This is a genomic window from Streptomyces sp. NPDC096040, from assembly GCF_040303265.1.
Lineage (GTDB): Bacteria > Actinomycetota > Actinomycetes > Streptomycetales > Streptomycetaceae > Streptomyces.
The window spans coordinates 57287-83882 of sequence record NZ_JBEOTA010000001.1; the positions used below are offsets into that span (position 1 = coordinate 57287).

Annotated in this window: 24 protein-coding genes and 1 pseudogene; 16 read left to right on the plus strand and 9 right to left on the minus strand. The window is 71.8% G+C overall.

Going from position 1 to position 26596, the window contains the following annotated elements:
• Positions 1 to 18: 18 nt before the first annotated feature.
• The 3 genes from ABTY98_RS00280 (at position 19) to ABTY98_RS00290 (ending at position 3003) form a co-directional block, all read left to right on the plus strand.
• Positions 19 to 936, plus strand: coding sequence for an N-acetylmuramoyl-L-alanine amidase (locus ABTY98_RS00280; RefSeq protein WP_352218593.1), 918 nt, complete (start codon positions 19 to 21; stop codon positions 934 to 936).
• A gap of 144 nt (positions 937 to 1080) precedes the next feature.
• Positions 1081 to 1884: a hypothetical protein gene (locus tag ABTY98_RS00285; RefSeq protein ID WP_352218594.1), complete on the plus strand. Its 804-nt coding sequence runs from the start codon at positions 1081 to 1083 to the stop codon at positions 1882 to 1884.
• A 108-nt stretch (positions 1885 to 1992) separates the two neighbouring features.
• Positions 1993 to 3003 (plus strand): LLM class F420-dependent oxidoreductase, encoded by a 1011-nt coding sequence (locus tag ABTY98_RS00290; protein ID WP_352218595.1) that lies wholly within the window; start codon positions 1993 to 1995, stop codon positions 3001 to 3003.
• 270 nt (positions 3004 to 3273) lie between these two features.
• On the opposite strand, the gene ABTY98_RS00295 is transcribed toward ABTY98_RS00290, so the two are convergent.
• A complete protein-coding gene (locus ABTY98_RS00295) occupies positions 3274 to 3834 on the minus strand; it encodes a hypothetical protein (RefSeq protein ID WP_352218596.1) in 561 nt (186 codons plus the stop codon).
• A 135-nt stretch (positions 3835 to 3969) separates the two neighbouring features.
• On the opposite strand from ABTY98_RS00295, the gene ABTY98_RS00300 reads away from it, so the two are divergent.
• Entirely contained in the window at positions 3970 to 4263 is a 294-nt protein-coding gene (locus tag ABTY98_RS00300) for a hypothetical protein (RefSeq protein WP_352218597.1), read from the plus strand.
• Positions 4264 to 4314: 51 nt separating this feature from the next.
• On the opposite strand, the gene ABTY98_RS00305 is transcribed toward ABTY98_RS00300, so the two are convergent.
• Genes ABTY98_RS00305 through ABTY98_RS00315 form a run of 3 tightly spaced genes read right to left on the minus strand, consistent with a single transcriptional unit; the run spans position 4315 to position 7675 of the window.
• Entirely contained in the window at positions 4315 to 5385 is a 1071-nt protein-coding gene (locus tag ABTY98_RS00305) for a prenyltransferase/squalene oxidase repeat-containing protein (RefSeq protein ID WP_352218598.1), read from the minus strand.
• A complete protein-coding gene (locus tag ABTY98_RS00310; protein ID WP_352218599.1) occupies positions 5382 to 6140 on the minus strand; it encodes a class I SAM-dependent methyltransferase in 759 nt (252 codons plus the stop codon). Before ABTY98_RS00310 ends, ABTY98_RS00305 begins: the two co-directional genes overlap by 4 nt.
• Positions 6134 to 7675 carry a glycosyltransferase family 4 protein gene (locus ABTY98_RS00315; protein WP_352218600.1) on the minus strand — a complete coding sequence of 514 codons (1542 nt, stop codon included), beginning with the start codon at positions 7673 to 7675 and terminating at the stop codon, positions 6134 to 6136. The genes ABTY98_RS00310 and ABTY98_RS00315 overlap by 7 nt, the downstream gene beginning before the upstream one ends.
• A 218-nt stretch (positions 7676 to 7893) precedes the next feature.
• Here ABTY98_RS00315 and ABTY98_RS00320 point away from each other — a divergent pair, with 218 nt between their 5' ends.
• Positions 7894 to 8523: a TetR family transcriptional regulator gene (locus ABTY98_RS00320; protein WP_352218601.1), complete on the plus strand. Its 630-nt coding sequence runs from the start codon at positions 7894 to 7896 to the stop codon at positions 8521 to 8523.
• 360 nt (positions 8524 to 8883) lie between these two features.
• Here ABTY98_RS00320 and ABTY98_RS00325 read toward each other — a convergent pair whose 3' ends face one another.
• Complete coding sequence (locus ABTY98_RS00325) at positions 8884 to 9186, minus strand: hypothetical protein (RefSeq protein WP_352218602.1); 303 nt, start codon at positions 9184 to 9186, stop codon at positions 8884 to 8886.
• A gap of 69 nt (positions 9187 to 9255) precedes the next feature.
• Here ABTY98_RS00325 and ABTY98_RS00330 point away from each other — a divergent pair, with 69 nt between their 5' ends.
• A complete protein-coding gene (locus tag ABTY98_RS00330) occupies positions 9256 to 9882 on the plus strand; it encodes a maltokinase N-terminal cap-like domain-containing protein (protein ID WP_352218603.1) in 627 nt (208 codons plus the stop codon).
• A gap of 52 nt (positions 9883 to 9934) precedes the next feature.
• Here the strand turns inward: ABTY98_RS00330 and ABTY98_RS00335 are convergent, their stop codons facing one another.
• From ABTY98_RS00335 to ABTY98_RS00345, 3 genes are all read right to left on the minus strand, one after another.
• The gene (locus ABTY98_RS00335) at positions 9935 to 10207 is read right to left on the minus strand and encodes a ferredoxin (RefSeq protein WP_352218604.1); all 273 of its coding nucleotides are present in this window, start codon (positions 10205 to 10207) and stop codon (positions 9935 to 9937) included.
• Between the two features lie 3 nt (positions 10208 to 10210).
• The gene (locus ABTY98_RS00340) at positions 10211 to 11668 is read right to left on the minus strand and encodes an aldehyde dehydrogenase (protein WP_352218605.1); all 1458 of its coding nucleotides are present in this window, start codon (positions 11666 to 11668) and stop codon (positions 10211 to 10213) included.
• Between the two features lie 231 nt (positions 11669 to 11899).
• On the minus strand, positions 11900 to 13351 hold the full coding sequence (locus ABTY98_RS00345) for an amidase (protein ID WP_352218606.1): 1452 nt from the start codon (positions 13349 to 13351) through the stop codon (positions 11900 to 11902).
• 248 nt (positions 13352 to 13599) lie between these two features.
• Here ABTY98_RS00345 and ku point away from each other — a divergent pair, with 248 nt between their 5' ends.
• From ku to ABTY98_RS00370, 5 genes are all read left to right on the plus strand, one after another.
• On the plus strand, positions 13600 to 14499 hold the full coding sequence (ku, locus tag ABTY98_RS00350; protein ID WP_352218607.1) for a non-homologous end joining protein Ku: 900 nt from the start codon (positions 13600 to 13602) through the stop codon (positions 14497 to 14499).
• Between the two features lie 431 nt (positions 14500 to 14930).
• Complete coding sequence (locus tag ABTY98_RS00355; RefSeq protein ID WP_352218608.1) at positions 14931 to 16499, plus strand: N,N-dimethylformamidase beta subunit family domain-containing protein; 1569 nt, start codon at positions 14931 to 14933, stop codon at positions 16497 to 16499.
• Between the two features lie 260 nt (positions 16500 to 16759).
• Positions 16760 to 17791 carry a Strvi_7410 family MBL fold metallo-hydrolase gene (locus tag ABTY98_RS00360; protein ID WP_352218880.1) on the plus strand — a complete coding sequence of 344 codons (1032 nt, stop codon included), beginning with the start codon at positions 16760 to 16762 and terminating at the stop codon, positions 17789 to 17791.
• 10 nt (positions 17792 to 17801) lie between these two features.
• Entirely contained in the window at positions 17802 to 18233 is a 432-nt protein-coding gene (locus ABTY98_RS00365) for a nuclear transport factor 2 family protein (RefSeq protein WP_352218609.1), read from the plus strand.
• A gap of 298 nt (positions 18234 to 18531) precedes the next feature.
• Positions 18532 to 19563, plus strand: coding sequence for an ATP-grasp domain-containing protein (locus tag ABTY98_RS00370; RefSeq protein WP_352218610.1), 1032 nt, complete (start codon positions 18532 to 18534; stop codon positions 19561 to 19563).
• 197 nt (positions 19564 to 19760) lie between these two features.
• Here ABTY98_RS00370 and ABTY98_RS00375 read toward each other — a convergent pair.
• Positions 19761 to 20449, minus strand: a pseudogene (locus ABTY98_RS00375) (phosphotransferase).
• Positions 20450 to 20782: 333 nt separating this feature from the next.
• Between ABTY98_RS00375 and ABTY98_RS00380 the strand changes: the two are divergent.
• Genes ABTY98_RS00380 through ABTY98_RS00400 form a run of 5 tightly spaced genes read left to right on the plus strand, consistent with a single transcriptional unit; the run spans position 20783 to position 26432 of the window.
• Positions 20783 to 21988 carry an SCO2321 family membrane protein gene (locus ABTY98_RS00380; protein ID WP_352218611.1) on the plus strand — a complete coding sequence of 402 codons (1206 nt, stop codon included), beginning with the start codon at positions 20783 to 20785 and terminating at the stop codon, positions 21986 to 21988.
• On the plus strand, positions 21985 to 22599 hold the full coding sequence (locus tag ABTY98_RS00385) for an SCO2322 family protein (RefSeq protein WP_352218612.1): 615 nt from the start codon (positions 21985 to 21987) through the stop codon (positions 22597 to 22599). The genes ABTY98_RS00380 and ABTY98_RS00385 overlap by 4 nt, the downstream gene beginning before the upstream one ends.
• Complete coding sequence (locus ABTY98_RS00390; protein ID WP_352218613.1) at positions 22592 to 23668, plus strand: energy-coupling factor transporter transmembrane component T; 1077 nt, start codon at positions 22592 to 22594, stop codon at positions 23666 to 23668. Before ABTY98_RS00385 ends, ABTY98_RS00390 begins: the two co-directional genes overlap by 8 nt.
• Positions 23665 to 25626 carry an ABC transporter ATP-binding protein gene (locus ABTY98_RS00395; RefSeq protein WP_352218614.1) on the plus strand — a complete coding sequence of 654 codons (1962 nt, stop codon included), beginning with the start codon at positions 23665 to 23667 and terminating at the stop codon, positions 25624 to 25626. Before ABTY98_RS00390 ends, ABTY98_RS00395 begins: the two co-directional genes overlap by 4 nt.
• Positions 25623 to 26432, plus strand: coding sequence for an ECF transporter S component (locus ABTY98_RS00400; protein ID WP_352218615.1), 810 nt, complete (start codon positions 25623 to 25625; stop codon positions 26430 to 26432). The genes ABTY98_RS00395 and ABTY98_RS00400 overlap by 4 nt, the downstream gene beginning before the upstream one ends.
• The last annotated feature ends 164 nt before the right edge of the window (positions 26433 to 26596 follow it).

Below are 26596 nucleotides of genomic sequence, written 5' to 3' on the forward strand. Positions count from 1 at the left end.
GCGGTTAGAGTCGCTGACGTGTCGTACACAGGCCCGGAATTCGATTCCCCGCAACAGCGGCGCTCCCGGCGGGCGCCCATGACCGTCGCTCTCGCCGCACTCGTGCCCGGTGCGCTGCTCGGGTGGGTGGTGTACGAGGGGGTGGGGAAGCCCGGTGGGAGTGGTGGAGGGCAGGTGGGCGCGGGGACGTCCAGGTCGGCGCCCGCGTCGCCCGTGTCACCCAGTGATGACGCCAAGGCGCCGAGCCCCAGTGCGGCCCCCTCCCTCAAGGGCAAGGTCGTCGTCATCGACCCGGGGCACAACCCGGGGAACTTCCAGCACGCGTCCGAGATCAACCAACAGGTAGATATCGGGACGAACTGGAAGGAGTGCGACACGACGGGGACCTCCACCAACGCCGGTTACACGGAAGCCCGGTTCACGCTCGACGTCGCGCATCGGCTGCGGACCCTGCTGGAGCGGCAGGGGGCCACCGTGAGGCTGACCCATGACGGGGACCGGCCCGCGTGGGGGCCGTGTGTGACCCAGCGCGCGCAGATCGGGAACGACGCGCACGCGGACGCGGCCATCTCCATCCACGCCGACGGGGCACCCGAGGGCGACCGCGGCTTCCATGTGATCCTCCCGGCTGCCGTGCACTCCGGCGGCGCGGACACCCGCCCGATCGTCGGCCCCTCGCGCACCCTCGGTGAGCGCGTCGAGAGCGACTTCGCGAAGGTGACGGGCAGTTCTCCGTCAAACTACGTCGGCAACGGCACCGGTCTCGACGTACGTAAGGATCTCGGCGGTCTCAATCTGTCAACGGTTCCCAAGGTGTTCATCGAGTGCGGCAACATGCGCGATAGCAAGGACGCGGCACTGCTGACGAGCGGGGCCTGGCGACAGAAGGCGGCGCAGGGAATCTCTGAGGGAATCGTGAGTTTCCTGGGCGGGTAGGCACCGGCGGCCGGATCCGGGCGGACACCCTGATCGTTCGAACGATAGTGTCCCTCCTACGATTCCTACGATCGATTCCTACGATGAGGGGCACATCCCCGCGACGCCTCCTCCGCCGACGAGACGACCTACGAAGGACCTGAAGTGAATATCCGCTCCCTCACTAGAGGCGACGGCGTGGTGATCGGAGCAGCGGTGTTGCTGTTGATCGCGTCGTTCCTCGACACGTTCGACAAGGCCGGTTCCCCGAACGCCTGGGACAATCTCGGCCTGGTGATGAGCATGTACGTCGGCGGTGTCGCCGGCGCGGTCCTGATCGTCCTCGCCCGCGCGTTGCCGCAGCCGCTGAAGTTCGTCGGACTCGACCTGGGCCAGATCGGCGTCGGTCTCACCGTGTTCGCCGTGTGGACCGCGTTCTGGTCGACCATCGACCCGCTGGGCGCGTTCGACAACTTCAACAGCCTCGACATCGGCGCCGGTTCCGGTCTGATCCTCGGTCTGATCGCAGCCCTGGTGCTGGCCGCGGCCGCGATCGCCACCCCGCTGGCCCCGGCCCTCCAGGCGGCCCTGGTACCGGCCCCCAAGCCCCAGGCCCCCCAGCCCTACGGCGCCCAGCCCGCCGGTGGCTACGGCTACCCCGGTGCCGCCGCCCCGCAGCAGCCGTACGGTGCCCAGCCGCAGCCCGGTCAGCCGTTCGGTCAGCAGCAGCCCCCGGCCGCCGCACAGCAGCCGCCGGCCGCCGCCGCTCCCGACTTCTCGCCGTTCTGGTTCGCCGTCCCGGTGGCGCGGCCGCTGTTCGCGGAGGACGGCTCGGCCGCGCCGATCGCCGAACTGGCCCCCGGCACCTGGTACTTGGCGGTCGAGCAGCGCGGCCCCGTCCTGGTCGCGCAGACGCAGGACGGCCGCCGTGGCGTGCTGCAGGACACCTCTGGGATCCAGCGCGGCTGAGCCGAACCATCGAAGACCGCGTACGGCCCCTTGCCCTTTCGGGTGAGGGGCCGTTGTCGTAGAGTCGTCCGTCCACTCGATTGTCTGACGCTTCGTCAGGAGGCCTGCATGCGGCTCGGGTTGGCACTCGGATACTGGGGGCGCGGGCCCTCTCCGGACCATGTGCCGCTGGCGCAGGAGGCGGAGCGGCTCGGGTACCACTCGGTGTGGACGGCGGAGTCCTGGGGCTCGGACGCCTTCACGCCGCTCACCTGGATCGCCGCGCAGACGTCAACGATCAGGTTGGGTACGGCCGTTGCCCAGATGGCGGCCCGTTCGCCGACCACCACCGCGATGCACGCGCTGACCCTGGACCATCTGTCGGGGGGCCGCGTGATGCTGGGGCTCGGCCTGTCCGGGCCACAGGTCGTGGAGGGCTGGTACGGCCGCCCGTTCCCGAAGTCACCGCTGACGGCGACCAGGGAGTACGTGGACGTCGTACGGCAGGTGCTCCGGCGGGAGGGGCCGGTGGAGGCAGAGGGGCGCTTCCACTCCCATCCGTATCGCGGCTCTGACGCCACCGGGCTCGGCAAGCCGCTGAAGCCGATCACCCACCCCCTCCGGCCCGATCTGCCGATCCTGCTCGGGGCCGAGGGGCCGAAGAACGTCGCCCAGACGGTCCGGATCGCCGACGGGTGGCTGCCGCTGTACTGGGCGCCGAGCCGGCCCGAGGTGTACGGGCCCGCGGTGGCCGAGCTGCCGGAGGGCTTCCTGGTCGCGCCCATGGCCCAGGTGAGGGTCTGCGACGACGTCGCCGCCGGGCTGCTGCCCGTGAAGGCCATGCTCGGCTTCTACATCGGCGGGATGGGGCACGCGGCCCGCAACTTCCACGCCGATCTCATGGCACGCATGGGGTACGAGGAGGAGGCGCGGCGGATTCGGCGGCTGTTCCTGGAGGGCCGCCGCCAGGAGGCGGTCGAAGCCGTGCCGGACGCGTTCGCCGACGAGATCTCGCTGGTCGGCCCGCGCGCACGCATCGCCGAGCGGCTGGAGTTGTGGCGCAAGGGCCCGGTGACCGATCTGCTGGCGCTGGCGCCCGACCCGCATACCCTGCGGGTGCTCGCGGAGCTCAACTCCTAGATCGTCAGCAGAAGACGGCGAACGGGTCCAGGGTCACTCCCCGGGCCCGGCGGTTACGCGTTCCCGGGTCATGCCCTGGGTCGCTCCCCCGCCGCCGAGTCCGAGCCGGCCCTTGAGCCCGATACCGGTGGCCATGCCGCGGGAGCCGAGGCCGAGCGGGGCGCGGCAGGGAAATCGGCGCCGGGGTCTTCGGCCGGGCTCCGGCCGGGCGAGCCGGACACCGGGCGAACGGCACTCAGACACTCCGGCGCCGAACCCGAACCACGTCTCTCAGTGGGTGAGTTGAGACGTCGTGGGCACCTGGTTGGTGACCGGGGCCCCTGCGCTCTTCCCCGCGTCCTTCACGTTGTTGATGACGTCGTTGAACGAAGCGGCCGCGTTGCCGTCGCCCTTGCGGAGCTTGGACGGCAGGTCCTTGAGCGCGTCGATGCCGGACGAGAGGGGCGCGACGGCCTTGGACAGCAGCGGGTCGCCCTGGGCGTTCCGTTTGGCGGCCTGGAGCCGGTTGTAGGCGAAGGTGCCCGCGAGACCGGCCTTGGTCAGGGCGAAGGTGCGGCCGTGGGCGCCCTTCTTGAACTTGCCGGCCTTCCAGGGCTTCACGATCCACTGGTAGGTGGCACCGGCCGCGAGGGACGCGTTGGTGACGAACCGCGTCTTCGCGAACTTCTGCCGTTCGGCGGACGTACTCGGACTGGGCGTGTCGGCCACGGGCACCGCGGCCCTGCCGGTGTCGGTGGACTTGCTCTGAGTGCTGCTGCATGCGGTCACACCGGCGACGAGTGCGCAGCAGAGGGTCAGCGCGACGACAAGGCGCCGTATCGGTACGGGCACGGGGTCCTCCCGTGTGTCTCGATGTCCTCCCCGAGCGGGTGCTTCCTCCGGCAGCGTCACCCAGATGGCGGCGCTGCGCCACTCGGGGGAACCCCGTTCAGGTTTCAAGGACCGATCGGCGGCAACCCGCAGGGTATGTCCCCTGAATCCCGTCATGGTGCCAATCAGGCCGGCACGGTCGTCGCGGTCGTCGCCGACATCATGGCCCTCATACTGGGCCTCTGGATACTGATGTACCTGCTGGACGCGAACCGGGCGAACAGCCTGGTCCAGTTCGTCCACAACGCGGCCAGCTGGCTGGCCGGCTGGTCACACGACCTGTTCACCTTCAACGACGCGTGGGCGAGGGTGGTGGCAGGGTACGGCCTGGCGGCCGTCGTCTACCTGTTCATCGGCCACGCGATCGCCAACCGGATGCACCGCCACTGAGAACACCTGCCGGTTAGCGCCCCGGACGGGGCGCTAACCGGCAGGGTCCCTTCAGGCGCAGCAGTCCACCTCAAGCCCAGAAGGAAGCTGCTCTCCACCGAACACCGCACAGGTGGCGTCATGCCCACCCAGCGCGGCCACCGCCAGCAGCAGCGACCCCGCCGTCCACGTGGTCAGCTCCCGCGGCCAGATCGCGTCGTCCTCGAAGACGTAACCGGTCCAGTACAGCCCCGACTCCGCGTCCCGCAGATGCTGGATGGACTGAAGGACCTCCAACGCCCGGTCGGACTCCCCCACCGCCCACAGCGCGAGGGCGAGTTCGGCCGACTCCCCGCCCGTCACCCACGGGTTGGGTACGACACACCGCACCCCGAACCCGGGCACGACGAACCGCTCCCAGTCCTTCTCGATCCGCGCACCCGCCTCCGCACCCGTCAACGCCCCGCCCAGCACCGGGTAGTACCAGTCCATCGAGTAGCGGTCCTTGTCGAGGAACCGCTCCGGGTGGCGTCGTATCGCATGGCGCAGCGCACCCACCGCCAACTCCCAGTCGGGTTGCGGCTCTTCCCGCTGCTCGGCGATGGCGAGCGCGCAGCGCAGCGCGTGGTGGATCGACGAACTCCCGGTCAGCAGCGCGTCGTCGGTGGCCGTTCCGTCGTCCTCGCGCCGCCAGCCGATCTCGCCGCCCGGCTGCTGCAACCGCAGCACCCACTCGACGGCCGCGTACACGGCGGGCCACATCCGGTCGAGGAAGGTGTCGTCGCCGGTGGAGAGGTAGTGGTGCCAGACGCCTACGGCTATGTAGGCGACGAAGTTGGACTCGCGGGCGCGGTCGGTGACGTCGTCGTGCGTGCCGTCGGCGTAGGCCGCGTACCAGGAGCCGTCCTCGTTCTGGTGCTCGGCGAGCCAGTTGTAGGCCCGCTCGGCGGCGGTGTGCTCCCCGGCCGCGTCCAGCGCCATCGCGGCCTCGGTGTGGTCCCAGGGGTCGAGGTGGTGACCCCGGAACCACGGGATCGCACCGTCCTCCCGCTGTACGGCGAGGATGCCGCGGACGGTCGCGGCGGCCTGCTCGGCGGTGAGGACCCCGGGCAGGACGAGGTGTTCTGTCCGGGGGGTGGTCACTTGACGGCCACCTCGATGATCGTGTCGTCCCCGGTCCGGGGCAGGTGCGGCTTGGTGGCGTAGACGACGAAGCTCTTGCCCATGACCGGGTTCAGCGCCTGCTCGGCGACGCGCGTGGCCAGCGGCTTCTTCATGATGTCCCAGACGAGCAGCTTGTGGTACGCCCGTACCGGCAGCGCCTTGTCGTTGTCGACGCCGAACGCGCACTTCAGCCACCAGTACGGCGAGTGCAGCGCGTGCGCGTGATGCGTGCCGTACGGCCGCAGACCGGCTTCCCTGATCTTCCCGATCAGCTCGTCGGCCTTGTAGATGCGGATGTGCCCGCCCTCGACCTCGTGATAGGCGTCGGAGAGGGTCCAGCAGACCTTCTCGGGGCCGTAGCGCGGCACGGTGACGGCTATCCGCCCACCGGGCCTTAGTACGCGCACCATCTCGGCGAGCACGCCCTTGTCGTCGGGGATGTGCTCCATGACCTCGGAGATGATGACGACGTCGAAGGACTCGTCGGGGAAGGGAAGGGCCAGCGCGTCGCCCTCCATGGCGGTGGCGGTCGCCCCGGCCGGGGCCTCACCGGCCTCCTCCATCGCCGCGAACCACTTGGCGACCTCGCGGATCTCCTCACCGTTCTGGTCCAGGGCCACGACCTGGGCGCCACGCCGGTAGCACTCGAAGGCGTGGCGGCCGGCCCCGCAGCCGAGGTCCAGTACGCGATCGCCCGGGGCGAGCGGGAACCGGGAGAAGTCGACGGTCAGCACGTGGCCCTGCCTTCGGAATTGACAACCTCTGAAGAGACAAAGTCTGGTGACACGACCTCGGAGTCGGCGGAGCGGCCGGGACACGGGGTCGCGGGGCGATCGACGGCCGAGGTCGCGGGACGAGCAGCTGCCGCTGTCGCGGAACCATCGGCCCTCGTGGCCGTGGAACGGTCGGCCGCGACGGTCTTGGAGCGGCCGGGTGCCGTGGTCGTGGGGCGGGGCTCCGGTCGGCTCGTGGAGGTGGCGATCGCCTCGCGGTACCGGGTCACCGTGCCCTCCGCGGCGCGGGCCCAGGTGAAGTGCCGTAGTACGCGCTCTCGGCCGGCCCGGCCGAGCCGTAGCCGCAGCTCGGGGTCGCCCAGGAGTCGGCTCAGGCCGGCGGCCAGCGCGTCGGCGTCGCCCGGCGGCACGGCCAGGCAGGTCTCGCCGTCCCGTCCGGCGACCTCGGGAATCGCGCCGCCCGTCGTCGCGAGCAGCGGGGTGCCGGTCGCCATCGCCTCGGCGGCGGGCAGCGAGAAGCCCTCGTAGAGCGACGGTACGCAGGCGACCTCGGCGGAACGGACCAGGTCGACGAGTTCGGCGTCGGAGATGCCCTTCACGAACTCGACGGCGCCGCTGACGCCGTACCGCGCCATGGCCTGCGCGACGGGCCCCTCGGCGGGCCGCTTGCCGACGACGACGAGGTGGGCGGCGGGGTGCTCGGTCCGTACCTTGGCGAGGGCCTCGACGAGGAAGACCAGCCCCTTCAGGGGGACGTCCGCGCTGGAGGTGGTGACGATCCGGCCGGGCACCTGCGGTACGGCGGGACTCGGCGCGAAGAGGTCGGTGTCGGCGCCGATGTGGACCACATGGACGCGGTCCTCGCGTACGCCGAGATGGTCGACGATCTCCTGGCGGGAGGTGCCGGAGACGGTGAGCACGGAGGGCAGCCGGCGGGCGACCCGCTTCTGCATCCGGGTGAAGGCGTACCAGCGCCGAACGGAGAAGCGCCGCTTCCATCCCTCGGCCGCGTCCAGCTCCAACTGCCGGTCGACGGTGATGGGGTGGTGGATGGTGGTGACGAGGGGCGCGCCGATGTCCCCCAACAGGCCGTATCCCAGCGTCTGGTTGTCATGGACGACGTCGAACTCCCCGGCGCGGGCGCGCAGATGGCGGCGGGCGCGGAGCGAGAAGGTCAGCGGTTCGGGAAAGCCGCCGGTCCACATGGTGGCCACTTCGAGCGCGTCGACCCAGTCCCGGTACTCGTCACGCCCGGGCGTCCGGAAGGGGTCCGGGGAGCGGTACAGATCGAGGCTCGGCAGCTCGGTGAGGCTGAGCCGGGAGTAGCCCTCGTCGAGGACGGGGTACGGCTGTGAGCCGATCACCTCGACACGGTGACCGAGCCGGGCCAGCTCGCGGGAGAGGTGCCGTACATAGACGCCCTGGCCGCCGCAGAACGGGTTCCCTTTATAGGTGAGGAGCGCGATGTCGAGCGGTCGCTCGCCGTCGGCGGCGGGTTCCTGGTCGGCACCCGCCCGCCTGGCCTCAGCGGTCACTCTGGGCCCCCTTCTCCCTGCACTTTCCCGCGAGGTTACGCCGGGACGCTAATCTAGAACAAGTTTCAGACTTGATCGTTCAAGAGGCTCTGAATCTACCGGCAGGTAGGGGCGGAGTGAGCAGTGGATCAGGTGATTCGCGCCACGACGCGACCCCTGCCATGCTGTCTGATCACTCGCCCCGAGCCTGCCCTCACCGAATGTCACGGACGGGACCCATGCCTGCGGAAGCCAAGGTGGACATCGGCGCCAGATCGGCCACCCCGCCGCTCACCGAGCGGCAGGAGGCCCGGCGCCGCCGGATCCTGCACGCGAGCGCCCAGCTGGCCAGCCGGGGCGGTTTCGACGCGGTGCAGATGCGTGAGGTGGCCGAGTCCTCCCAGGTGGCCCTGGGCACCCTCTACCGCTACTTCCCGTCCAAGGTCCATCTGCTGGTCGCGACCATGCAGGACCAGCTGGAGCACATGCACGGCACGCTGCGCAAGAAGCCCCCGGCGGGCGAGACGGCGTCCGAGCGGGTCGCGGAGACCCTGATGCGGGCCTTCCGGGCCCTGCAGCGCGAGCCGCACCTGGCCGACGCGATGGTCCGCGCCCTCACCTTCGCCGACCGCAGCGTCTCCGCCGAGGTGGACCAGGTCTCCCGCCAGACGACGGCGATCATCCTGGACGCGATGGGCCTGACCGACCCGACCCCCGCCCAGCTCTCCGCCGTCCGCGTCATCGAGCACACCTGGCACTCGGCCCTGATCACCTGGCTCTCGGGCCGTGCCTCCATCGCCCAGGTGAAGATCGACATCGAGACGGTGTGCCGACTGATCGATCTGACGGAGCCGGGCGAGCGGCAATGAGCGAGCCCCATCGAGCAGGTGTGGGCATGCGAAGACCTACGAGACGGGTTCCCTTCGCCGGTATTGCCCGGATCAGGTGGTAGGGGTCGTCGTCCGGCCTCGCTACTGCCTTTCGACCTCTCAGCCCGACCGTCGACGTCGGCACTGGCGGATGCTTCTGCATCTGCGTCACGCCTGAGTCGGCTACTCCGCTCGGACTCCCTCACTCGCCTCGTAGGCTGATTCCAGGATAGAACGCGCGGAGCGGAAGACAACACCCCAATGGTGGATTTTTTCGGCTTTTTCTGATATGCGGCATTTGCGGGCCGCTCGGACCGTCTGCCGCCCTCTGGACCCACAGGGGCCCCGGGCCCCGGTCCCCTACCCCACCGTCCCCAGCCCGCTCCAGCTCCGCCCGATCGCGGTCTCCCCCGCCCACCGCTCCAGCAGCCGCCGGGCCTCCGTCTCCGGAGCCGCCAGGGACACCCGCTGGGCCCCGGCGTGGACCTTGCGCGCCTGTTCGTGGGTGCCCTCGCTGCAGCAGGAGCAGAGCATCTGCAGGCTGCTCGCGGGCTCCGCGCCGAAGTCGTGCTCGACGAAGAGGGCGATCAGCGCATCCAGGCCGGCGGCCTCGCCGACGTTCACCGTCACCTCCAGGGTCGGCAGCTCGGAGGCCGGCGCCAAGTCACCGGATCGGCCGCCGGGGCGAAAAGCCTCTGGCGAGGCCCCCGCGCGAGATTGGAGAATCCCCTCATGGCACTCATCCACAACACCACCCTCAAGCCCACCAAGGTGGAACTCGTCGCCGCCTGGCTCCCCACCCGCCCCTGGTACCGGGGGCCCGCAGCACCGGAGTTGGTGAAGGCCGGCGGGTTCCGGCTCGACGACCCGGAGGGCGAGGTCGGGATCGAGTTCATGGTCGTCGCCGAGGGCTCGGACGCGTACCTCGTACCGCTCACCTATCGCGGCACCCCGCTGGACGGCGCCGAGCACGCGCTCGTCGGCACCATGGAGCACGGTGTGCTCGGTACCCGCTGGGCCTACGACGGCTGCCACGACCCGGTGCTGACGGCCGGGTTGGGGGCCCTGATCGAGGGGCGTGCCGCGGCGCAGGCGCAGAGCATCACCGACACCCCGGACCGGGAGGTCGCCCGTGGGTACGCCGGAACGGGCCCGCTCCCCGGCCTCGGTGCCCCCGTCGACACCGACGAGAGCACCGAGTTCGCCGTAGCGGACGAGGGCCTGGTGCTGCGGCTGCGGCGCGTACTGACCCCCGGGTCGCTGCCGCCCGCCGACGCGGCCGGGCATGTCACCGGAGCCTGGCAGCAGCCGGACGGCACCCGCGCCAGGGGGTTGTTCGCCGCTCTCCAGCCTCGCTAGGCCCTGTCCTGGTCCTCGGGTCCTCGGGTGGGAGCCAGTCCTCGGGCGCCGGCTAGTCCTCGGGCGGGAAGACGGGTTCCCCACTGCCCAGCAAGGTGATCGTGATCGCCTCCACCGGGCAGTTCTCCGCCGCGTCGAGGATCCTGCCGTTGGCGTCCGTCTCCGGGTCCACGGGGTGGGACTGCATGGCGGAGTCGAGACGGAAGGCGCCGGTGGCGCGGTTGACGCACTGCGCCGAGCCGATGCAGATCGAACGGTCGACCTCGACATGCCAGCGGTCACCCGCCCCCACGCTCGAATACGCTCGCGCGGGAGGAACCCCCATCTCTCACGCCTCCCAGCCGGCCGGGAGGTGGATCATCTTGTGTTCGAGGAACTCGCTGTAGCCCTCGGGCCCGAACTCCCGCCCCAGACCGGAGTTCTTGTAGCCGCCGAACGGCCCGAGCATGTCGAGGCTGAAGGTGTTGACGGAGTAGGTGCCCGTACGGACCTGCCGCGCGACCTCGATGCCGTGCTCCACGTCCGCCGTCCACACGCTTCCGCTCAGCCCGTAGTCCGAGTCGTTCGCGATCTTCAGGGCCTCGGACTCGTCGCCGTAGGGGAGAAGGCAGATCACCGGACCGAAGATCTCCTCCCTGGCTATCCGCATGGAGTTGTCGACGTCGCCGAAGAGGGTCGGTTCGACGTACCAGCCCTTGTCCAGACCCGCCGGACGGCCGCCGCCCGTGAGGATCTTCGCGCCCTCCTCCTGCCCGATCCGGATGTAGTCCAGATTCCGTTGCTGCTGGCGGCGGGCGACGAGGGGGCCCACCTGGGTGGCCGGGTCGAGCGGGTCGCCGACCTTCAGGGCGCTCGCGGCGGCCGCGAAGGCGTCGGCGAACTCGTCGTAGCGGGAGCGCGGGACGAGGATGCGGGTCTGGGCGACGCACGCCTGGCCGTTGTTCATCCAGGCCGCGGGGACGATCCCGGCGACGGAGGCGGCCACGTCCGCGTCCGGCAGCACGACCGCCGCCGACTTGCCGCCGAGTTCCAGGGTGACGCGGGTGAGGTTCCGTGCGGCGACCTCCATCACCCGCTTGCCGGCCGCGACCGAACCGGTGAAGGAGACCTTGTCGACACCCGGATGCGAGACCAGGTACTCACTCACCTCGCGGTCCGCCGGGAGGATGGACAGGACGCCGTCCGGCAGCCCGGCCTCTTTGGTGATCTCCCCCAGGATGTACGCGTCCAGCGGCGACTCCGGGGACGGTTTGAGCACCACCGTGCAGCCGGTGAGCAGCGCGGGGGCGAGCTTGGCCGCGGCGACGAACTGCGGCACGTTCCACGGCACCACGGCCGCCACGACCCCGACCGGCTCCCGCCGCACCAGGATCTTCCCCAGCACCCCGTCGCGCGTCTCCTCGTACGTGAAGTCGCGTGCCACCCTGATCGCCGCGTCCCACACCATCATCGCGCCGAGCGCCTGCGCGAGAACGCTCCACGAGTACGGCGAACCGTTCTCGGAGGAGATCACCCGGGCGATCTCCTCATGCCGTACGGCGATCGCGTCCTTGATCCGCGTGACGACCTCGACCCGCTCGTCAAGGCTCATACGCGGCCAGGGGCCCTCGTCGAAGGCCCGCCGCGCGACCCCGACCGCGCGGTCCACATCCTCGCGCGAGGCATGCGGCACCCGCCCGAAGACCTCCTCGGTATGCGGCGAGACCACCTCGATGACGTCTTTGCCCAGAGGGTCGGTCAACTCCCCGCCGATGAAAAGCTGCCCATGTTCCAGGAACTCGGTCATGGCGCCCCGCCACCCTTCCTGACGATGTTTCAGAACTGATACCAGTTCTAGTTGAACTAAGCCAGGGATGGGACCGAATAGGCCCCACCAGCGGTTTTCCGGCTGGTGGGGGGTGCCGTTACCCGCGCGGGCCGTCATGACCTCCACGGGCCGCCCGGTACATGCCGTCGAAGTGCCTGAGCGCGTGCACGCCGTCCTCGCGGGACTCCGCGATCCGCTTGGTCGTGCGCCCTAATTCGGTGCCTGGAAGCCGCCGATCCGCTCCTCGAGCAGTTCGGCCAGCCGCAGCGGGGTGCGGTCCTCGAACATCGGACCGATGAGCTGCACTCCCACCGGCAGACCCTCGGGGGACCGCCCCGCTGGTATGGCGGTGGCCGGCAGGCCGGGCATGGTGGCCAGACCGGCCCAGACGAGCTGGTCGAAGTACGGGTACTCGTCGCCGTCGATGTCGATCCGGCGCTCCATCGGATTGGGGTCGTGGTCGTGCGGGAACGCGGGAGTGGGCGTGATCGGGCACACCACGGCATCGAACTCGGCGAACAGTTGCCCCCAGCCGTGGCGGTGCAGTTCGCGGCGGTTGTTCGCTTGGAGCCAGTCGCGGTGGCTGAACACCATGGCGCGCAGCCGTGCCGCGTCGAGACTCCGGTCGTCCGCGCTCAGTCCGGCGGCGCGGCTCCGCAGCCCATCGTACGGTTCGACGGGAAAACGTGCGACGGAGCCCGAAACCAGCAACTGGCTGTAGAGCGTCCCGGCCTCGGTCAGATCGGGGAGCAGCGGACTGTGCCGTTCGACGTGGGCGCCGCCGTCGACAAGCGCGTCGGCGACTCGGTTCACGCCCGCCCGCACCGCCGACCCGGTCGGAATGAGCGGATGTTCGTCGAGGATCAAGACCCGGAAGTCGCGGAGCCGTTCGTGGCGCGCGGGCGGCAACCTCAAGTGGTGCGCCACGCCGAGCGTCAACGGATCCGGTCCGGCCATGACGTCGAGCAGGAGCGTGAGGTCGCGGGCGGTGCGCGCCATCGGACCGACGACGGCGAGGTCGAGGTCGACCGGCAAGGCCGGTGCGGACGGCGGGACCATACCGCGGTTGGCCGCCAGCCCGAGTGTCGGCTTGTGTGCGTAGACACCACAGAAATGCGCGGGGGTGCGCAACGAACCGGCGAGGTCGGAGCCGATGGACAGCGCGCCGAATCCGCACGCCAGGGCCGCCGCTGACCCTCCGGAGGATCCGCCCGGCGTGCGGCCGTGGTCCCACGGGTTGTTGGTGGTGCCGTAGATCTCGTTGAAGCTCTGGATGTCTTGCAGCCCCAGGGGCACATTGGTCTTGCCGAGCACCACCGCGCCGGCGGCCCTGAGCCGCGAAACCTGTACCGCGTCCTCGGTCGGCACATAGTCGCGGTGTTGCGGCATGCCCCAGGTCGTGGGCAGCCCGGCGATGTTGTAGGACTCCTTGACCGTCACCGGGATGCCGAGCAGCGGCCGGTCCTCACCGCGGGCCCGCGCCTGGTCGGCACCGCGCGCGGCGGCCCGTGCACGGTCGAAGTCCGGCACACAGATCGCGTTGATCGCCTTGTCGTCCCGCTCGATACGGGCGATCGCCTCGTCGGTCAGTTCCGCCGAGGTCACTTCACCGGCACGTAAGGCAGCCGCGAGTTCTTCGGCCGTCTGAAAATTCCACTCCATGAATCGGACGGTACGGGTCTCTGTGAGAGGTCACGAAATGCCGTTTCGCGCAACGGATAGAAGGGAGACTGACAGTCACGGTGGAGGTGAGGTACCGGTTGCTGTCATCCAAAAGATTGAGCAGGCTGGACAGCGAGTCTCATCAGCGCTTCACATGTGCGGCCGATGTGCAGTCGGGCCCGGGATTGTGAAGCGAGTTCCGAGACCCCACAACTGATGCTGCTCGGGGCCTGCTGCGGAGGTCTGCCATGCCCCGAACCATCTGGTCAGGTGCCATCTCTTTCGGCCTGGTGACCGTTCCCTGCAACGTGGTCGGTGCCACGGAGGATCACAGCGTGCGCTTCCACCAGTACCACTTGGCGGACATGGGCCGGGTGCGGGTGCGGAAGTACTGCGAGATCGAGGAGCGTGAGGTCTCCACCGAGGAGATCGGCAAGGGCTACGAGGTGACCAAGGACCAGGTCATCCCGATCACCGACGAGGAGCTGCGGAACCTGCCGCTGCCGACCGCGAAGGCGATCGAGATCGAGGGCTTCGTGTCGCTGGAGTCCATCGACCCCCTTTACATCAGTGCCGGTCACTACCTCCAGCCGAAAGGGGCGGTCGCGGCCAAGCCGTACCGGTTGCTGGTCGAGGCCCTGGGGCGCTCGTCGCGGGTGGGCATCGTCAAGTTCGCCTGGTCCGGCCGTGAGCGGCTCGGCATGCTCCGGGTGCGGGACGACGTGATCGTTCTGCATCAGCTGTTGTGGCCGGACGAGATCCGCAGCCCCGACGAGATCACCCCGCCGTCCGTGGAGGTCGACGAGGACGAGGTGCGCGGGGCGCTCGCCCTGATGGACACCCTGACCCGCGACGACCTCGAAGGGCCCGAGTTCCGGGACACGTACACCGAGGCGCTGGAGGAGATCATCGAGGCGAAGCGGGAGCACAAGCCGCTTCCGGAGGCGCCGGAGCCGCAGAAGCCGGCCAAGGTGCTCGACCTGATGGCCGCGCTGAACGAGTCCGTGCAGCAGGCGAAGGCCTCCCGCGGCGAGACGACCGGGGAGGCAGACGTGCACGAGATGCCGAAGAAGAAGGCGGCCGCGAAGAAGCAGCCGGCGAAGAAGGCCACGGCGAAGAAGACGACCCGGCGGCCGCGGAGCGCCTGAGGTGCCCGGCCCCGGAACGTGCGGATCCCCCGCTCAAGCGAGATCACCGGGCGAGAACAGGTCCGGCGGCGACGGCTCTGTCCGCGCCCACCGCACGTCAGTCGACGCCGGCCAGGCCGGCGATCAGATGATCTGAAAGAAACGGAGAACCGTGAGTCCTTGGTGAGCGCAAACCTCGCCTGCTCGGCGCAAGGCCAGGGGCCGGGGTCACCTCCCCCGCTCCTTGCGGATCCGGCACAGCCGGGGCCCACACCCGAGAGAACGCCGTCCGTGGTCATGGCGGGCATTGCAGTTTCGGCAACGCCGTTTGTCAATCCCGCAGCGTCGTCGCCGTGCGGGGGCGGGCCGCCGGGGGTACGGTCGCCGGAGCGTGTCCGACCGCCGGGCAGGGCGACCGGGACCGTGGCGACAGCAGGACCCAGGGAGACGATGTGGACGCTCCAAGGCGGCAGGCAGTGGTGCCGGTCCCCGGGTCCGGGACCGCGCGCAGGCGGTTCCTCGGGCTGTGCGCGGGCGTCGGGCTGGGGGCTGCGGCCGCCTGCGACAAGACGGCCCCGGCCCACCGGTCCACCGGCCCCGCCAGCCGGCTGCCCGAGGCGGAGCGGGACCGGCCGGGGACCGACGACTGGCGCATCGGCTCCCTCGGCGCGCTGGACGCGATCGCCGGCTACACCGACCGGGTGAGCGTGACACCGGGCGAGGAGGTCGGTCTGGCCGTCTCCACCACGGCCGCCGCCTTCCGGGTCTCGGCGCTGCGCGTCGGCTGGTACGGCGGGAAGCCGGCCCGCCGCGTCTGGTGGTCGCCGCGCATACCGGGCCGCGCCCAGCCGCCCCCCGGGATCGTTCCCGGTACCCGCACCGTGCGCGCCGACTGGCGGCGCACGCTCACCATGGACACCACCGACTGGCCGGAGGGCGCCTATCTGCTCCGCCTGGAGGCCGAGAGCGGCCACCAGCGGTACGTGCCGCTGATCGTGCGCTCCACGCACGGCGCGGGCCGTACCGTCCTGCTGCACGCCCCGGCGACCTGGCAGGCATACAACAGGTGGGGCGGGCTCAGCCTCTACGCCGGCGCCGACGGCAGCTACGCCGGCCGCTCGCTGGCCGTCACCTTCGACCGCCCCTACGACCAGAACGGCGCGGAGAAGTTCCTGGTGTACGAGTGGGCGGCGGCCGTACTGGCCGAGCGGCTGGGCGTACCGCTCGCCTACACCACCGGGACGGACGTGCACGCCGACCCCGGCGTGCTGGCCGGAGCCGCCGCCGTCGTCTGTCTGGGCCACGACGAGTACTGGACGCCCGAGCAGCGCCGGCACGTCACGGCCGCCCGGGACGCCGGCACCAACATCGCCTTCCTCGGCGCCAACACCTGCTTCCGGCGGATCCGGGTGGAGGCCTCGGACAGCGGCCCCGGCCGTACCGTCGTCTGCTACAAGTCCGCCTACACCGCCGACCCCTGCTTCCCCTCCCGGCCCGCCCTTGTCACCACGGACTTCCGCGCGGCCCCGGGTGCCGACCCGGAGTCCTCGCTCACCGGCGTGCTGTACGAGGGCTACCCCGTGGACGCCCCCTATGTCGTCACGGCGCCCGACCACTGGCTGTACGAGGGCACCGGAGTCCGCGCCGGCGAGCGCTTCGACCATCTCGTGGGCGTCGAGTACGACCGAGTCGTCCCCGGCGCCACCGCTCCCGGCCCGCTGGAGATCACGGCCCACTCCCCCCTCGTGTGCACCGGTCGGCACAGCCACAGCGACTCGGCGTACTACACCGTGGCCGGCGGGGCCGGTGTCTTCGCGACCGGCACCATGCGCTGGGTGGAGGCCCTGATGGCGGCCACCGGCGACGGCAGCCGGCACCACGGCATGGACGCCGCCACCCGCGCCTTCGTGACCCGCACCACGGAGAACCTGCTGCGCGCCTTCGCCGAGGGCCCGGCGGCCCACCACCGCCCGGCGCCACGCCCCAACACCCGCCAGGTGTACGGAACAGACTCGGCGTGACCCCGGCGCCAACGCCGTCCGGGTGTCGCGGGGCAGCACCCGTAGCACCGTGGCTGCGTGCTGCCGACCCGGCGACCAACAACGACTCCCCCGCTGGTCAGACCGTCCCCCAAGCGAACTTCTCCTGGGACCATCCGATGTGAAACCAGTTCTAGTTATAGTGAGCGACGGCCGTGCGGCGGTGCGGGGGCGGAGGGCGCTGAATGATGGACGGACAGGACGGGCAGAGCAGGCCGGAGCGGTCGGCGGCGGTGCCGCCCGTGGTGAACGCGCATGACCACGGCGGGGGCGTGCGGTCCGTCGAGGTTCCCATTCCGGACAATCCCCTTGGGTACACGCTGGTGTACGTCGTGGACACGGATCGCGGGCCGGTGCTGGTCGATACCGGGTGGGACGATCCCGGGTCGTGGGACGTGCTGGTTGCGGGGCTGGACGCGTGCGGTACCGGCGTCGGTGAGGTGCACGGGGTCGTCATCACTCACCATCACCCCGATCACCACGGGTTGTCGGGACGGGTGCGGGACACCTCCGGGGCCTGGATTGCCATGCACGCCGCCGACGCGGCCATCGTGCGGCGGGCCCGGGAGACCCGGCCCGAGCGCTGGTTCACCTACATGGCGGCGAAGCTGACGGCCGCCGGTGCGCCCGAGGAACATGTGGCGCCGCTGCGGGGCGGACCCCGGCGACGAAACTCCCCGCCGGGTCTGTCCCCCGCCCTTCCCGACCGCGAGATCCTCCCCGGCGAGCTGCTCGACCTGCCTGGTCGCCGGCTGCGTGCCGTCTGGACGCCGGGACACACGCCCGGCCATGTCTGCCTGCACCTGGAGGAGGACCACCCGGCCCGACTCCCCGGGCGTGGGCGGCTGTTCTCCGGCGACCATCTACTCCCCGGGATCACCCCGCACATCGGCCTGTACGAGGACCCCGACGACGCGACCGTCACCGACCCCCTCGGCGACTACCTCGACTCCCTGGAACGCATCGGCCGCCTCGCCCCCGCCGAGGTCCTCCCGGCCCACCAGCACACCTTCACCGACACACCGGCCCGGGTACGGGAGCTTCTGGCCCACCACGAGGAACGCCTCACCGCCCTTCTCTCCCTCCTCCGGCAGCCCCTCACCCTGTGGGAGTTGGCCGTACGGATGGAGTGGAACCGGCCCTGGGAGCAGATCCCCTACGGATCGAGGAACATCGCCGTCTCGGAGGCGGAGGCGCATCTACGGCGCCTGGTGAAACTGGGGCTCGTGGAGCCGGTGGCGGGGAGTGAACCGGTGACGTACGCGGCGGTGTAGTAAGGAGCGCATGGACTCCTTGGAGCGGCTTCTCGCCGAACGTGCCTGCGAGCGTCTCGTCGTCGACTTCGTCCGTCGGCTGGATCTCGGCGAACCGTCCTCCGTCGCCGGGTTGTTCACGGAGGACGGGTGGTGGGAGTGGCCGCCGCCGGGAGACGGTCGGCGGGTGGAAGGGCGGGATGCGCTGGCCGTGTACTTCGGGTCCAGGCCGGCGGATCGGCTCTCCCGCCGGGTCATGTCCAACATCCTGGTCACGGTGAGCGGTCCGGAGACGGCGACCGCGACGTCGTACTTCCAGACGTATCGTGTCGACGGTTACCAGGGGGGCATGGTCCCGGCCGGGCCGCCCGCCCAGATCGGCCACTACGAGGACACGTTCCGCAGAGTCGACGGCCGGTGGCTGCTGGCCTCCCGCTCCCTTGTTCTGCCGTTCGCCGGCTGAACTCGGCTGCGCTGCACGCCGTCCCGCGAACCACCCTTCCAGTCCCGCCGCCTCGCGCTCCACCGCCGACAACGGCACTTCGCCCAACGGCCCTTTCCGGCCCCGTCACCAGACATGACAATGGTCACTGCCGGATTATGCGGGAATCGTTGACATATGACGGTTCGCCGGAAAGGATCCGGAAAGGATCACGTCACCAGGCCACGGTCGCACCGACCCGCCCCGGGTGCCGCCTGTGGGGGAGCGGCGTCGGGGGCGACCAGCCGCCCCGCCTCCTCCCGGAAGGTGAGGCGAACCGATGTCACAGCCCGTCCTGCTCCTCGGCGCCGGTCGCCGGCGCGCGTACGACGAGTTCGTGCTGACGCGTGTCGCCGCGGCCCGCCCGGTGGTGCTGGTGGACGCCGCACCGCCCGCCTGGGCACGACCGAGCCTGGCCGGCCATCTCGCGGCGGACCCCGGCAAGGACGGGGCGACGGCGTCGGCGGTGGCGCGGTTCGCGGCCCGGCACCGGGTCCGCGGTGTGCTGACCCACTCGGGCGAGTACACGGTCGCCGCCGCCAAAATCGCCGGGCAGTTGGGGCTGCCCGGTCCCTCCCTCGCCGCGGCCGCCGCCTGTGCCGACCCGGCCGCGCTGCGCACCCTGCCGACCGCCGGCACGGTCCCCGTCGACGACCCCGGCACGCCCCGGGTCTGCGCCGAGACCGTCGTCCTGGACGGCGAGATCCGCATCGTCGCCATCACCCGTACGACCCTGGGCCCGGCGCCCGCCCGGCAGCCGCTCCGGCACACCGTGCACGCCCATGACGGCCTGCTGCACAACCGTTTCCTGCGCCTGGCCGTCGACCGCACCGTCCACGCCCTCGGTCTCACCCGGGGTGTGCTGCACATCGGGTTACGGCTCACCGACCGCGGCCCCCGGGTCACCGACGTCACCCCGTGTCTGCCGGGCGATCTGATCCCGCTCCTCGTCAAAAGGGCCACCGGCGTGGACCTCGCACAGGCCGCCGCCGCGCTGGCCACCGGCGAGGTGCCGGAGACCACGCCCACCCGGCAGCGGGCGGCCTCGATCCGGTTCGCCTACCCGGCCGCCACCGGCCGCCTCGACCACCTGGACCTCTCCCCCGACGCGGCCCACGAGCCCGGCGCCGACCGCATGATCCTCACCCAGCACGCCGGCAACCACGTCACCGCCGGGCCGCACGCGACCGTCGACGACCGGCTGGCGCTCTGGGTGGCCGTCGGCGAGGATCCCGCCGACTGCGACGACGCCCTGCGCCGCATGGGCCGCCACCTGTCCGCGGGCATCGCCCCGGTCGCGACAGCGGCTTAGGGCCTGTCTGACAATTCCCGTCGTCGCCCGGAGGGCGGCCTCGCGGCGTCAGGTGCGTGTTCTGGGGGTCCCCCCGGCCGGAGGCTGGGGGAGTTGCCGGGCGTAGGCCCTCGTACTGGACGTACTCGGGTCTGCGCCCGGTGCGGCGAGAGTGCGTGCATGGCGTCGCGAGGCAGACGGGAACTGTCAGACAGGCCCTACGGCACGTGGGTCCGTATCAACTTCTCCGCCGCACCGAGCAGTTCGACCTCTCGGCGGCTCATCGTCGGATTGGCCGGCCGCCGCCGCAGGGCCTCCGCCAGCCCCTTCTCCGTCAGTTCGCCCGGATCGGCCAGCAGGGCAGTGAGCAGTTCGCGGGCCAACGGCAACTCCCCCACCGCGACCTGGGCGAGGATCACCGCGGACATGGCCCAGTCGAGGCCGGGCGGCCCGTCCCCGGCGTTGGACCAGTCGATGACCCGCGGACCCTCTGTGGTCAACTCCCCCAGCTCTCAACTTCGTTCGAGCCGGGGGGACCCCCATCGTTGTCGGGATGCAGGTCGAGGTGCAGGACGCGAGAGCCGGGGTCGGCCGGGTCCCGCCCGGGCACCGTGTGCAGCCGCCGTAGCAGCGAGGCGAGCAACTCACCGCCCTCCGCCGCGCCCATCTCCCCCGCCAGGAGTGCCGCCAGCATGGTCGGCCCGGACAGCCGTTCCATCACCAGGTCGGTACGGGACCCGGAGGGCCGCACCCGGGGCACCGGATACCCGTGCTCCCGTACGTACGTCATCACCGCGCCCTCGGCGGCCGCGTCCCCCCAGCCGTCCCGGTCACGGCGCAGCACCCACGCCTCGTCGATCTCGTACACATCGGCCGAACGCCCCGAGCCGAGCAGTCTCCCCGTCATGGCATGACCATAACCAGCGGCTACGATCCACAGCCGCCCCTCAGCTTCGATCCGGCGGCCGGTAAAGTAGCCGGGTCGTCATCACCCGTACGGGGGAAAGCCGGTGCAAACCCGGCGCTGGCCCTTCCCCACTTCTCGGCTTCGCTCGAACCGGGGAGACCCTATCCGTGAACCGTCACCGTGACGGTGAGCCGGACCGCCCCGTGCGGGACGTTGATCGGCTCATGTGCGCCGGCACCCGCCGTCGCACGGCACCGTCGAGGTTCACGGAGCCGAGCCGCCGGGGTGACCCGTGCCGCCCGGCTCCCCCGCAGGGAGAGGCACCCGCCGATCATGACCGTCATCCGCCGCAGCGCCGCGGTGCTGGCCGCCACCGCCGTCATCGGCGCCGCCACGCCGGCCATGACCGCGCTGGCCGCCGACGACCCGTCCCCGTCCGCTTCGACGGTGCTCCCGTCGGGCCTGTTCGGCAGCACGGACCCCAAGTTCGACGGCGTCTGGCGCCAGTCGCTCGCCCTGCTCGCCCAGCACACGGTGGGGGTGACCCCGGCCGTGAAGGCGGTGGACTGGCTGGCCGGGCAGCAGTGCGCGAACGGCTCGTACGCGATGTTCCGCGCCGAGCCGACAGCGGCCTGTGACACCAAGCTGACGGTCGACACGAACAGCACGGCGGCAGCCGTCCAGGCGCTGACGGCGGTCGGCGGGCACGACGACGCCGTCGGCAAGGCGGTGACCTGGCTGAAGTCGCAGCAGAACAAGGACGGCGGCTGGGGCTACACCCCCGGCTCGCCCAGCGACACGAACTCCACCGGCGTGGTGATCGGCGCGCTCACGGCGGCCGGCGAGAGCCCGGACAAGGCGACGGACGACCTCCTCGCCAAGTGGTCCATCCGCTGCGACGAGGACGGTGGCGGCGCCCTCGCGTACCAGCCGGACAAGAAGGGGAAGCTGGCCGCCAACGCGGACGCGACGGCCGCCGGGGTGCTCGGCGCCCTCGGCAAGGGGTTCGTGACGACGGCTGGGAAGGCCCCGGCGGACGATCCCGTCTGCGCCGACTCCGACAAGGCGCTGACGCGAGCGGACGTGGCCCGAAACGGCGCCGCTTATCTGGCGCGGGCGATGGACGATCAGGGGCACCTCGTCTCCACGCTCGCCGGTGCCACGCCCCAGCCGGACTACGGCAACACCGCCGACGCGGTCGTGGCCCTGGCCGCGCAGGGCTGGACCAAGCCGGCGCAGAAGCCCTACACCTGGCTTGAGACCCATGCCGTGCAGTGGGCGAAGCAGAGCGGGCCCGCGGCCTACGCCGAGCTGATCTTCGCCGCGCATGCGATGGGCGCGGACCCGCGCGACTTCGGCGGTACGGACCTGGTGACGGCCCTCAACGCGACGGGCCCGGCGCCCGAGGCTGCCGCCAGGCACACAGAGGAGAAGAAGTCGTCGGGGACCGGCGTCTGGTGGATCGTCGGCGCGGGGCTCGTCGCCGGCATCGGCATCGGCTTCCTGTTCAGCGGGCGCCGGAAGCAGCGCCAGCCGTGACCGCGGTCCGCCGTGCGGCGCTGCTGCTCATAGCCACGCTGACTTTGCTGGCGACCGCCGCCCCGGCGGAGGCCGCCGGTTACCGCTACTGGTCCTTCTGGGAGCGGGACGGCTCGCGGTGGACGTACGCCACCCAGGGCCCCTCCACGGCGCAGCCGGACGACGGCTCGGTCGAGGGGTTCCGGTTCGCGCTGAGCGAGGACTCGGGGGATGCGTCGCAGCCGCGCGGGACGGCGGCCTTCGGGACGATCTGCGCCGACACGGCCGCGGTCCGGGGGAAGAAGCGGGTGGGGCTGGTCATCGACTTCGGTACGACGGCGGACGCGCCGTCCGCGGAGCAGCCGCCGGTGCGGCGGACAGCCTGTGCGGTGGTCTCGGCGGACGCCACGACGGCGGAGGCGCTGGCGACGGTGGCGAAGCCGTTGCGGTACGACACGAACGCCTTGTTGTGCGCGATCGGGGGGTATCCCGAGAAGGGGTGCGGGGAGAAGGTGGCGGCGGGCGGTACGTCGGGCGGCGGGCCGTCGGTGGGGCTGCTGGCCGGGGCGGGGGTGGTCGTGGTGGTGGCCGCGGGAGCCTTCTGGCAGGCTCGGCGGCGGAAGAATGGGTGACCGCCGCTCCCTCCACCCCGGCGCCTGGTGGCTCTGGTCCCTCTCCCTCGGTGTCGCCGCATCGCGCACCACGAACCCCCTCCTCCTCGCCCTTCTCATCGCGGTCACCGCCTACGTCGTGGCCGCCTGCCGGAGCCGGACGCAGGGGTCCCGTTCCTACTCCGCCTTCGCCAAGCTCGCCCTCGCCGTCCTTCTCATCCGGCTCGTCTTCACCGTGCTCCTCGGCTCCCCCGTCCCCGGCTCGCACACCCTCGTCACCCTCCCCGAAGTCCCGCTCCCCCACTGGGCGCAGGGCATCCGGCTCGGTGGCCGGGTCACCGCCGAGGCGCTGGCCTTCGCCCTCTACGACGGCCTCAAGATCGCCACCCTGCTGATCTGTGTCGGCGCCGCGAACGCGCTCGCCGATCCGGCCCGGCTCCTCAAGTCGCTGCCCGGAGCCCTGTACGAGCTGGGCGTGGCCGTGGTCGTCGCCCTCACCTTCGCGCCGAACCTGATCGCCGACGTCCAGCGGCTGCGCGCCGCCCGCCGGCTGCGCGGCCGCCCCGACTCCGGTGTCCGGGGTCTGCTCCAGGTCGGACTGCCGGTCCTGGAAGGCGCGTTGGAGCGCTCGGTCGCCCTCGCCGCCGCGATGGACGCGCGCGGTTACGGCCGCAGCGCCGACGTGCCGGACCGGGTCCGTCGTACGACGGCCGCGCTGACCCTCGGTGGGCTGCTCGGGGTGTGCGCGGGAACGTACGGGCTGCTCACCGCCGAGGGGGGCGCCTATGGGCTGCCCCTGCTGCTGGCCGGGGTGGTCGCCGCGCTGGCCGGGCTGCGGCTCGGGGGCCGCCGTTCGCTGCGCACCCGTTACCGGCCGGACGCGTGGGACGCGCGGGCCTGGGTGGTGTCCGGGTCGGGCGTGGCCGTCGCCGGGCTGCTGGCGTTCGCCGCGGTCCGGGATCCGGACGCCCTGCATCCCGGGGTCGTACCGCTGGTCGCCCCCACGCTTCCGTTGTGGCCCGCGGCCGCCGTGCTGCTCGGTCTGTTGCCCGCCCTTGCCATGCCGAATGTGCCGAAGGAGCCGTCGTGATCCGTTTCGAGGACGTCTCCGTGACGTACGAGGGCGCGGCCGGACCGGCCGTCCAGGGCATCGACTTCGAGGTGCCGGAGGGTGAACTCGTCCTCCTCGTGGGCCCGTCCGGCACCGGCAAGTCGACGATCCTCAACTCCGTCAGCGGGCTGGTGCCGCACTTCACCGGCGGCACCCTGCGCGGCCGGGTCACGGTCGCGGGGCGGGACACGCGGACGCACAAGCCGCGTGAACTCGCCGACGTCGTCGGCACGGTGGGGCAGGATCCGCTCGCCCACTTCGTGACCGGCACGGTGGAGGACGAACTCGCCTACGGGATGGAGTCGTTGGGGATCGCCCCGGCGGTGATGCGGCGGCGGGTGGAGGAGACCCTCGATCTGCTCGGGCTCGACGGGCTGCGGGACCGGGCGATCGGCACGCTCTCGGGTGGGCAGCGGCAGCGGGTCGCGATCGGGTCGGTGCTCACCCCGCATCCCGGGGTGCTGGTTCTCGACGAGCCGACCTCCGCCCTTGACCCGGCCGCCGCCGAGGAGGTGCTGGCCGTGCTCCAGCGGCTGGTGCACGATCTCGGGACCACGGTGTTCCTGGCCGAGCACCGGCTGGAGCGGGTGGTGCAGTACGCCGACCGGGTCGTGCTGCTCCCGGAGCCGGGGGCCGCGCCGGTGTGCGGCACCCCCGCCGAGGTGATGGCCGTGTCACCGGTGTGTCCGCCGGTGGTGGAGCTGGGGCGGCTGGCCGGGTGGTCGCCGCTGCCCATGACCGTGCGGGACGCCCGGCGACGGGCGGGCGGACTGCGGGAGCGGCTCGCCGGGCGGGCCCCGGTCCGACGGTCTGTCGCCACCCTCGCGGCTCCCCCCGCCGGGCACGCCCCGGAGCAGCGGCCCGCCGCCGCGCCCGCCGCTTCCCGCGCCGGGTGGGCCGAAGCCCAGCGGCCCGCCGCCGGCCCCACGGCTCCCGCGGCGCCCGCAACCCCCACGGCTCCCCGCGCCGGGCGGACCCCGGAGGACCGGCGGCCCACCGCCGCCCGCACCACGCCCCGCACGGGGTGGGCCGAAGCCCAGCGGCCCGCCGCCGGCCCCACGGCTCCCGCCGCGCCCGCCGCTACCCGCGCCGGGCACGCCCCGGAGGACCGGCGGCCCACCGCCGCCCCCACCGCGCCCCGCACCGGGCGAACCGAAACCCGACGGCCCGCCGCCACCCCCGCCTCCCCCCTCGCCGAGGTCCGCTCCCTCGGTGTCCGCCGGGGCCGGGTGGACGCGCTGTGCGGCGTCGATCTCAGCGTCGCGGCCGGCGAGACCGTCGCTCTCATGGGCCGCAACGGCGCCGGGAAGTCCACCCTGCTCAACTCCCTGGTCGGGCTGGTCGAGCCGGGCTCGGGGACGGTCCGGGTCGGCGGCGCCGTGCCGCATCGCACGCGCCCGCGTGACCTCGTACGCCTCGTCGGTCTGGTCCCGCAGGAACCCCGTGACCTGCTCTACGCCGACACGGTCGGCGCGGAGTGCGCGGCCGCCGACCGGGACGCGGGGGCGGCCCCGGGGACCTGCCGTGACCTGGTGTCCGGGCTGCTCCCCGGGGTCGCCGACGACACGCATCCCCGCGATCTCTCCGAGGGGCAGCGGCTGGCGCTGGCGCTGGCCGTCGTACTGACCGCCCGGCCGCCGCTGCTCCTGCTGGACGAGCCGACCCGGGGCCTCGACTACGCGGCGAAGGCCCGGCTGGTCGGCATACTGCGCGGGCTCGCCGCCGACGGGCACGCGATCGTGCTGGCCACGCACGACGTGGAACTGGCCGCCGAGATCGCCCACCGGGTCGTACTGCTCGCGGAGGGCGAGGTGATCGCGGACGGGCCGACGGAGGACGTCGTCGTGTCCTCGCCGTCCTTCGCGCCGCAGGTGACGAAGGTCCTCGCGCCACAGCGCTGGCTGACCGTGGCCCAGGTGCGGGCGGCGCTGGCATGACCGGCCCGGTGCGGCTCGGCCCCCGCTCCCTGGCCGCCCTCCTCCTCGTCAGTGCCGTCGGCGTGGTCGCCATCGGCTGGCCCTTCCTCGCCCCGCCCTCCTCCCGGATCGGCTCGCACGCCCAGGACGCGCCCTGGCTCTTCGCGGGCCTGCTGCTCCTGCTGGTCGCCGTGCTCGGGGCGACCATCTCCGAGTCGGGGCTCGGTCCGAAGGCCGTCGCCATGCTCGGCGTGCTGGCCGCGACCGGGGCGGCGCTGCGGCCGATCGGTGCGGGCACCGCCGGGATCGAGCCGATGTTCTTCCTGATGGTGCTGAGCGGGCGGGTGCTGGGGCCCGGCTTCGGCTTCACCCTCGGCTCGCTCACCATGTTCGCGTCGGCGCTGCTCACGGGCGGGGTGGGGCCGTGGCTGCCGTTCCAGATGCTGGCGATGGGCTGGTTCACGATGGGCGCCGGGCTGCTGCCGGGCACCGGGCGGCTGCGTGGGCGCGGTGAGCTGGCGCTGCTGGCGGGCTATGGCTTTCTGGCCGCGTTCGCCTACGGCATGGTCGTGGACCTGGCCGGCTGGCCGCTGCTGGCCGGCAACGCCTCGAACATCGCCTTCGACCCGCATGCCGGGCCCGCCGCCAATCTGGCCCGGTTCCTGGCCTACAGCCTGGCCACCGCCATGGGCTGGAACCTGGGCCGCGCCCTGTGCACCGTCGTCCTCACCCTCGTCCTCGGACCGGCGCTGCTGCGGGCGCTGCGCCGCGCGACCAGGAGGGCCGCTTTCGAGACCGCGGTCACATTCGACGGTCCCGGGGCGTGAGGTGCCGTACGCATTCGGTGACGCGTCCGGTGAAGCACCCCACATGACGCAGGTCACCTACGACCCAGGGCAGTAGACAGACTTTCCCGAAATGTCCGATTCGCCAGGGCTCTGACCTGCGCATTGAGAGCCACGCCACACAACGGGCCAACACCGCCTATGCG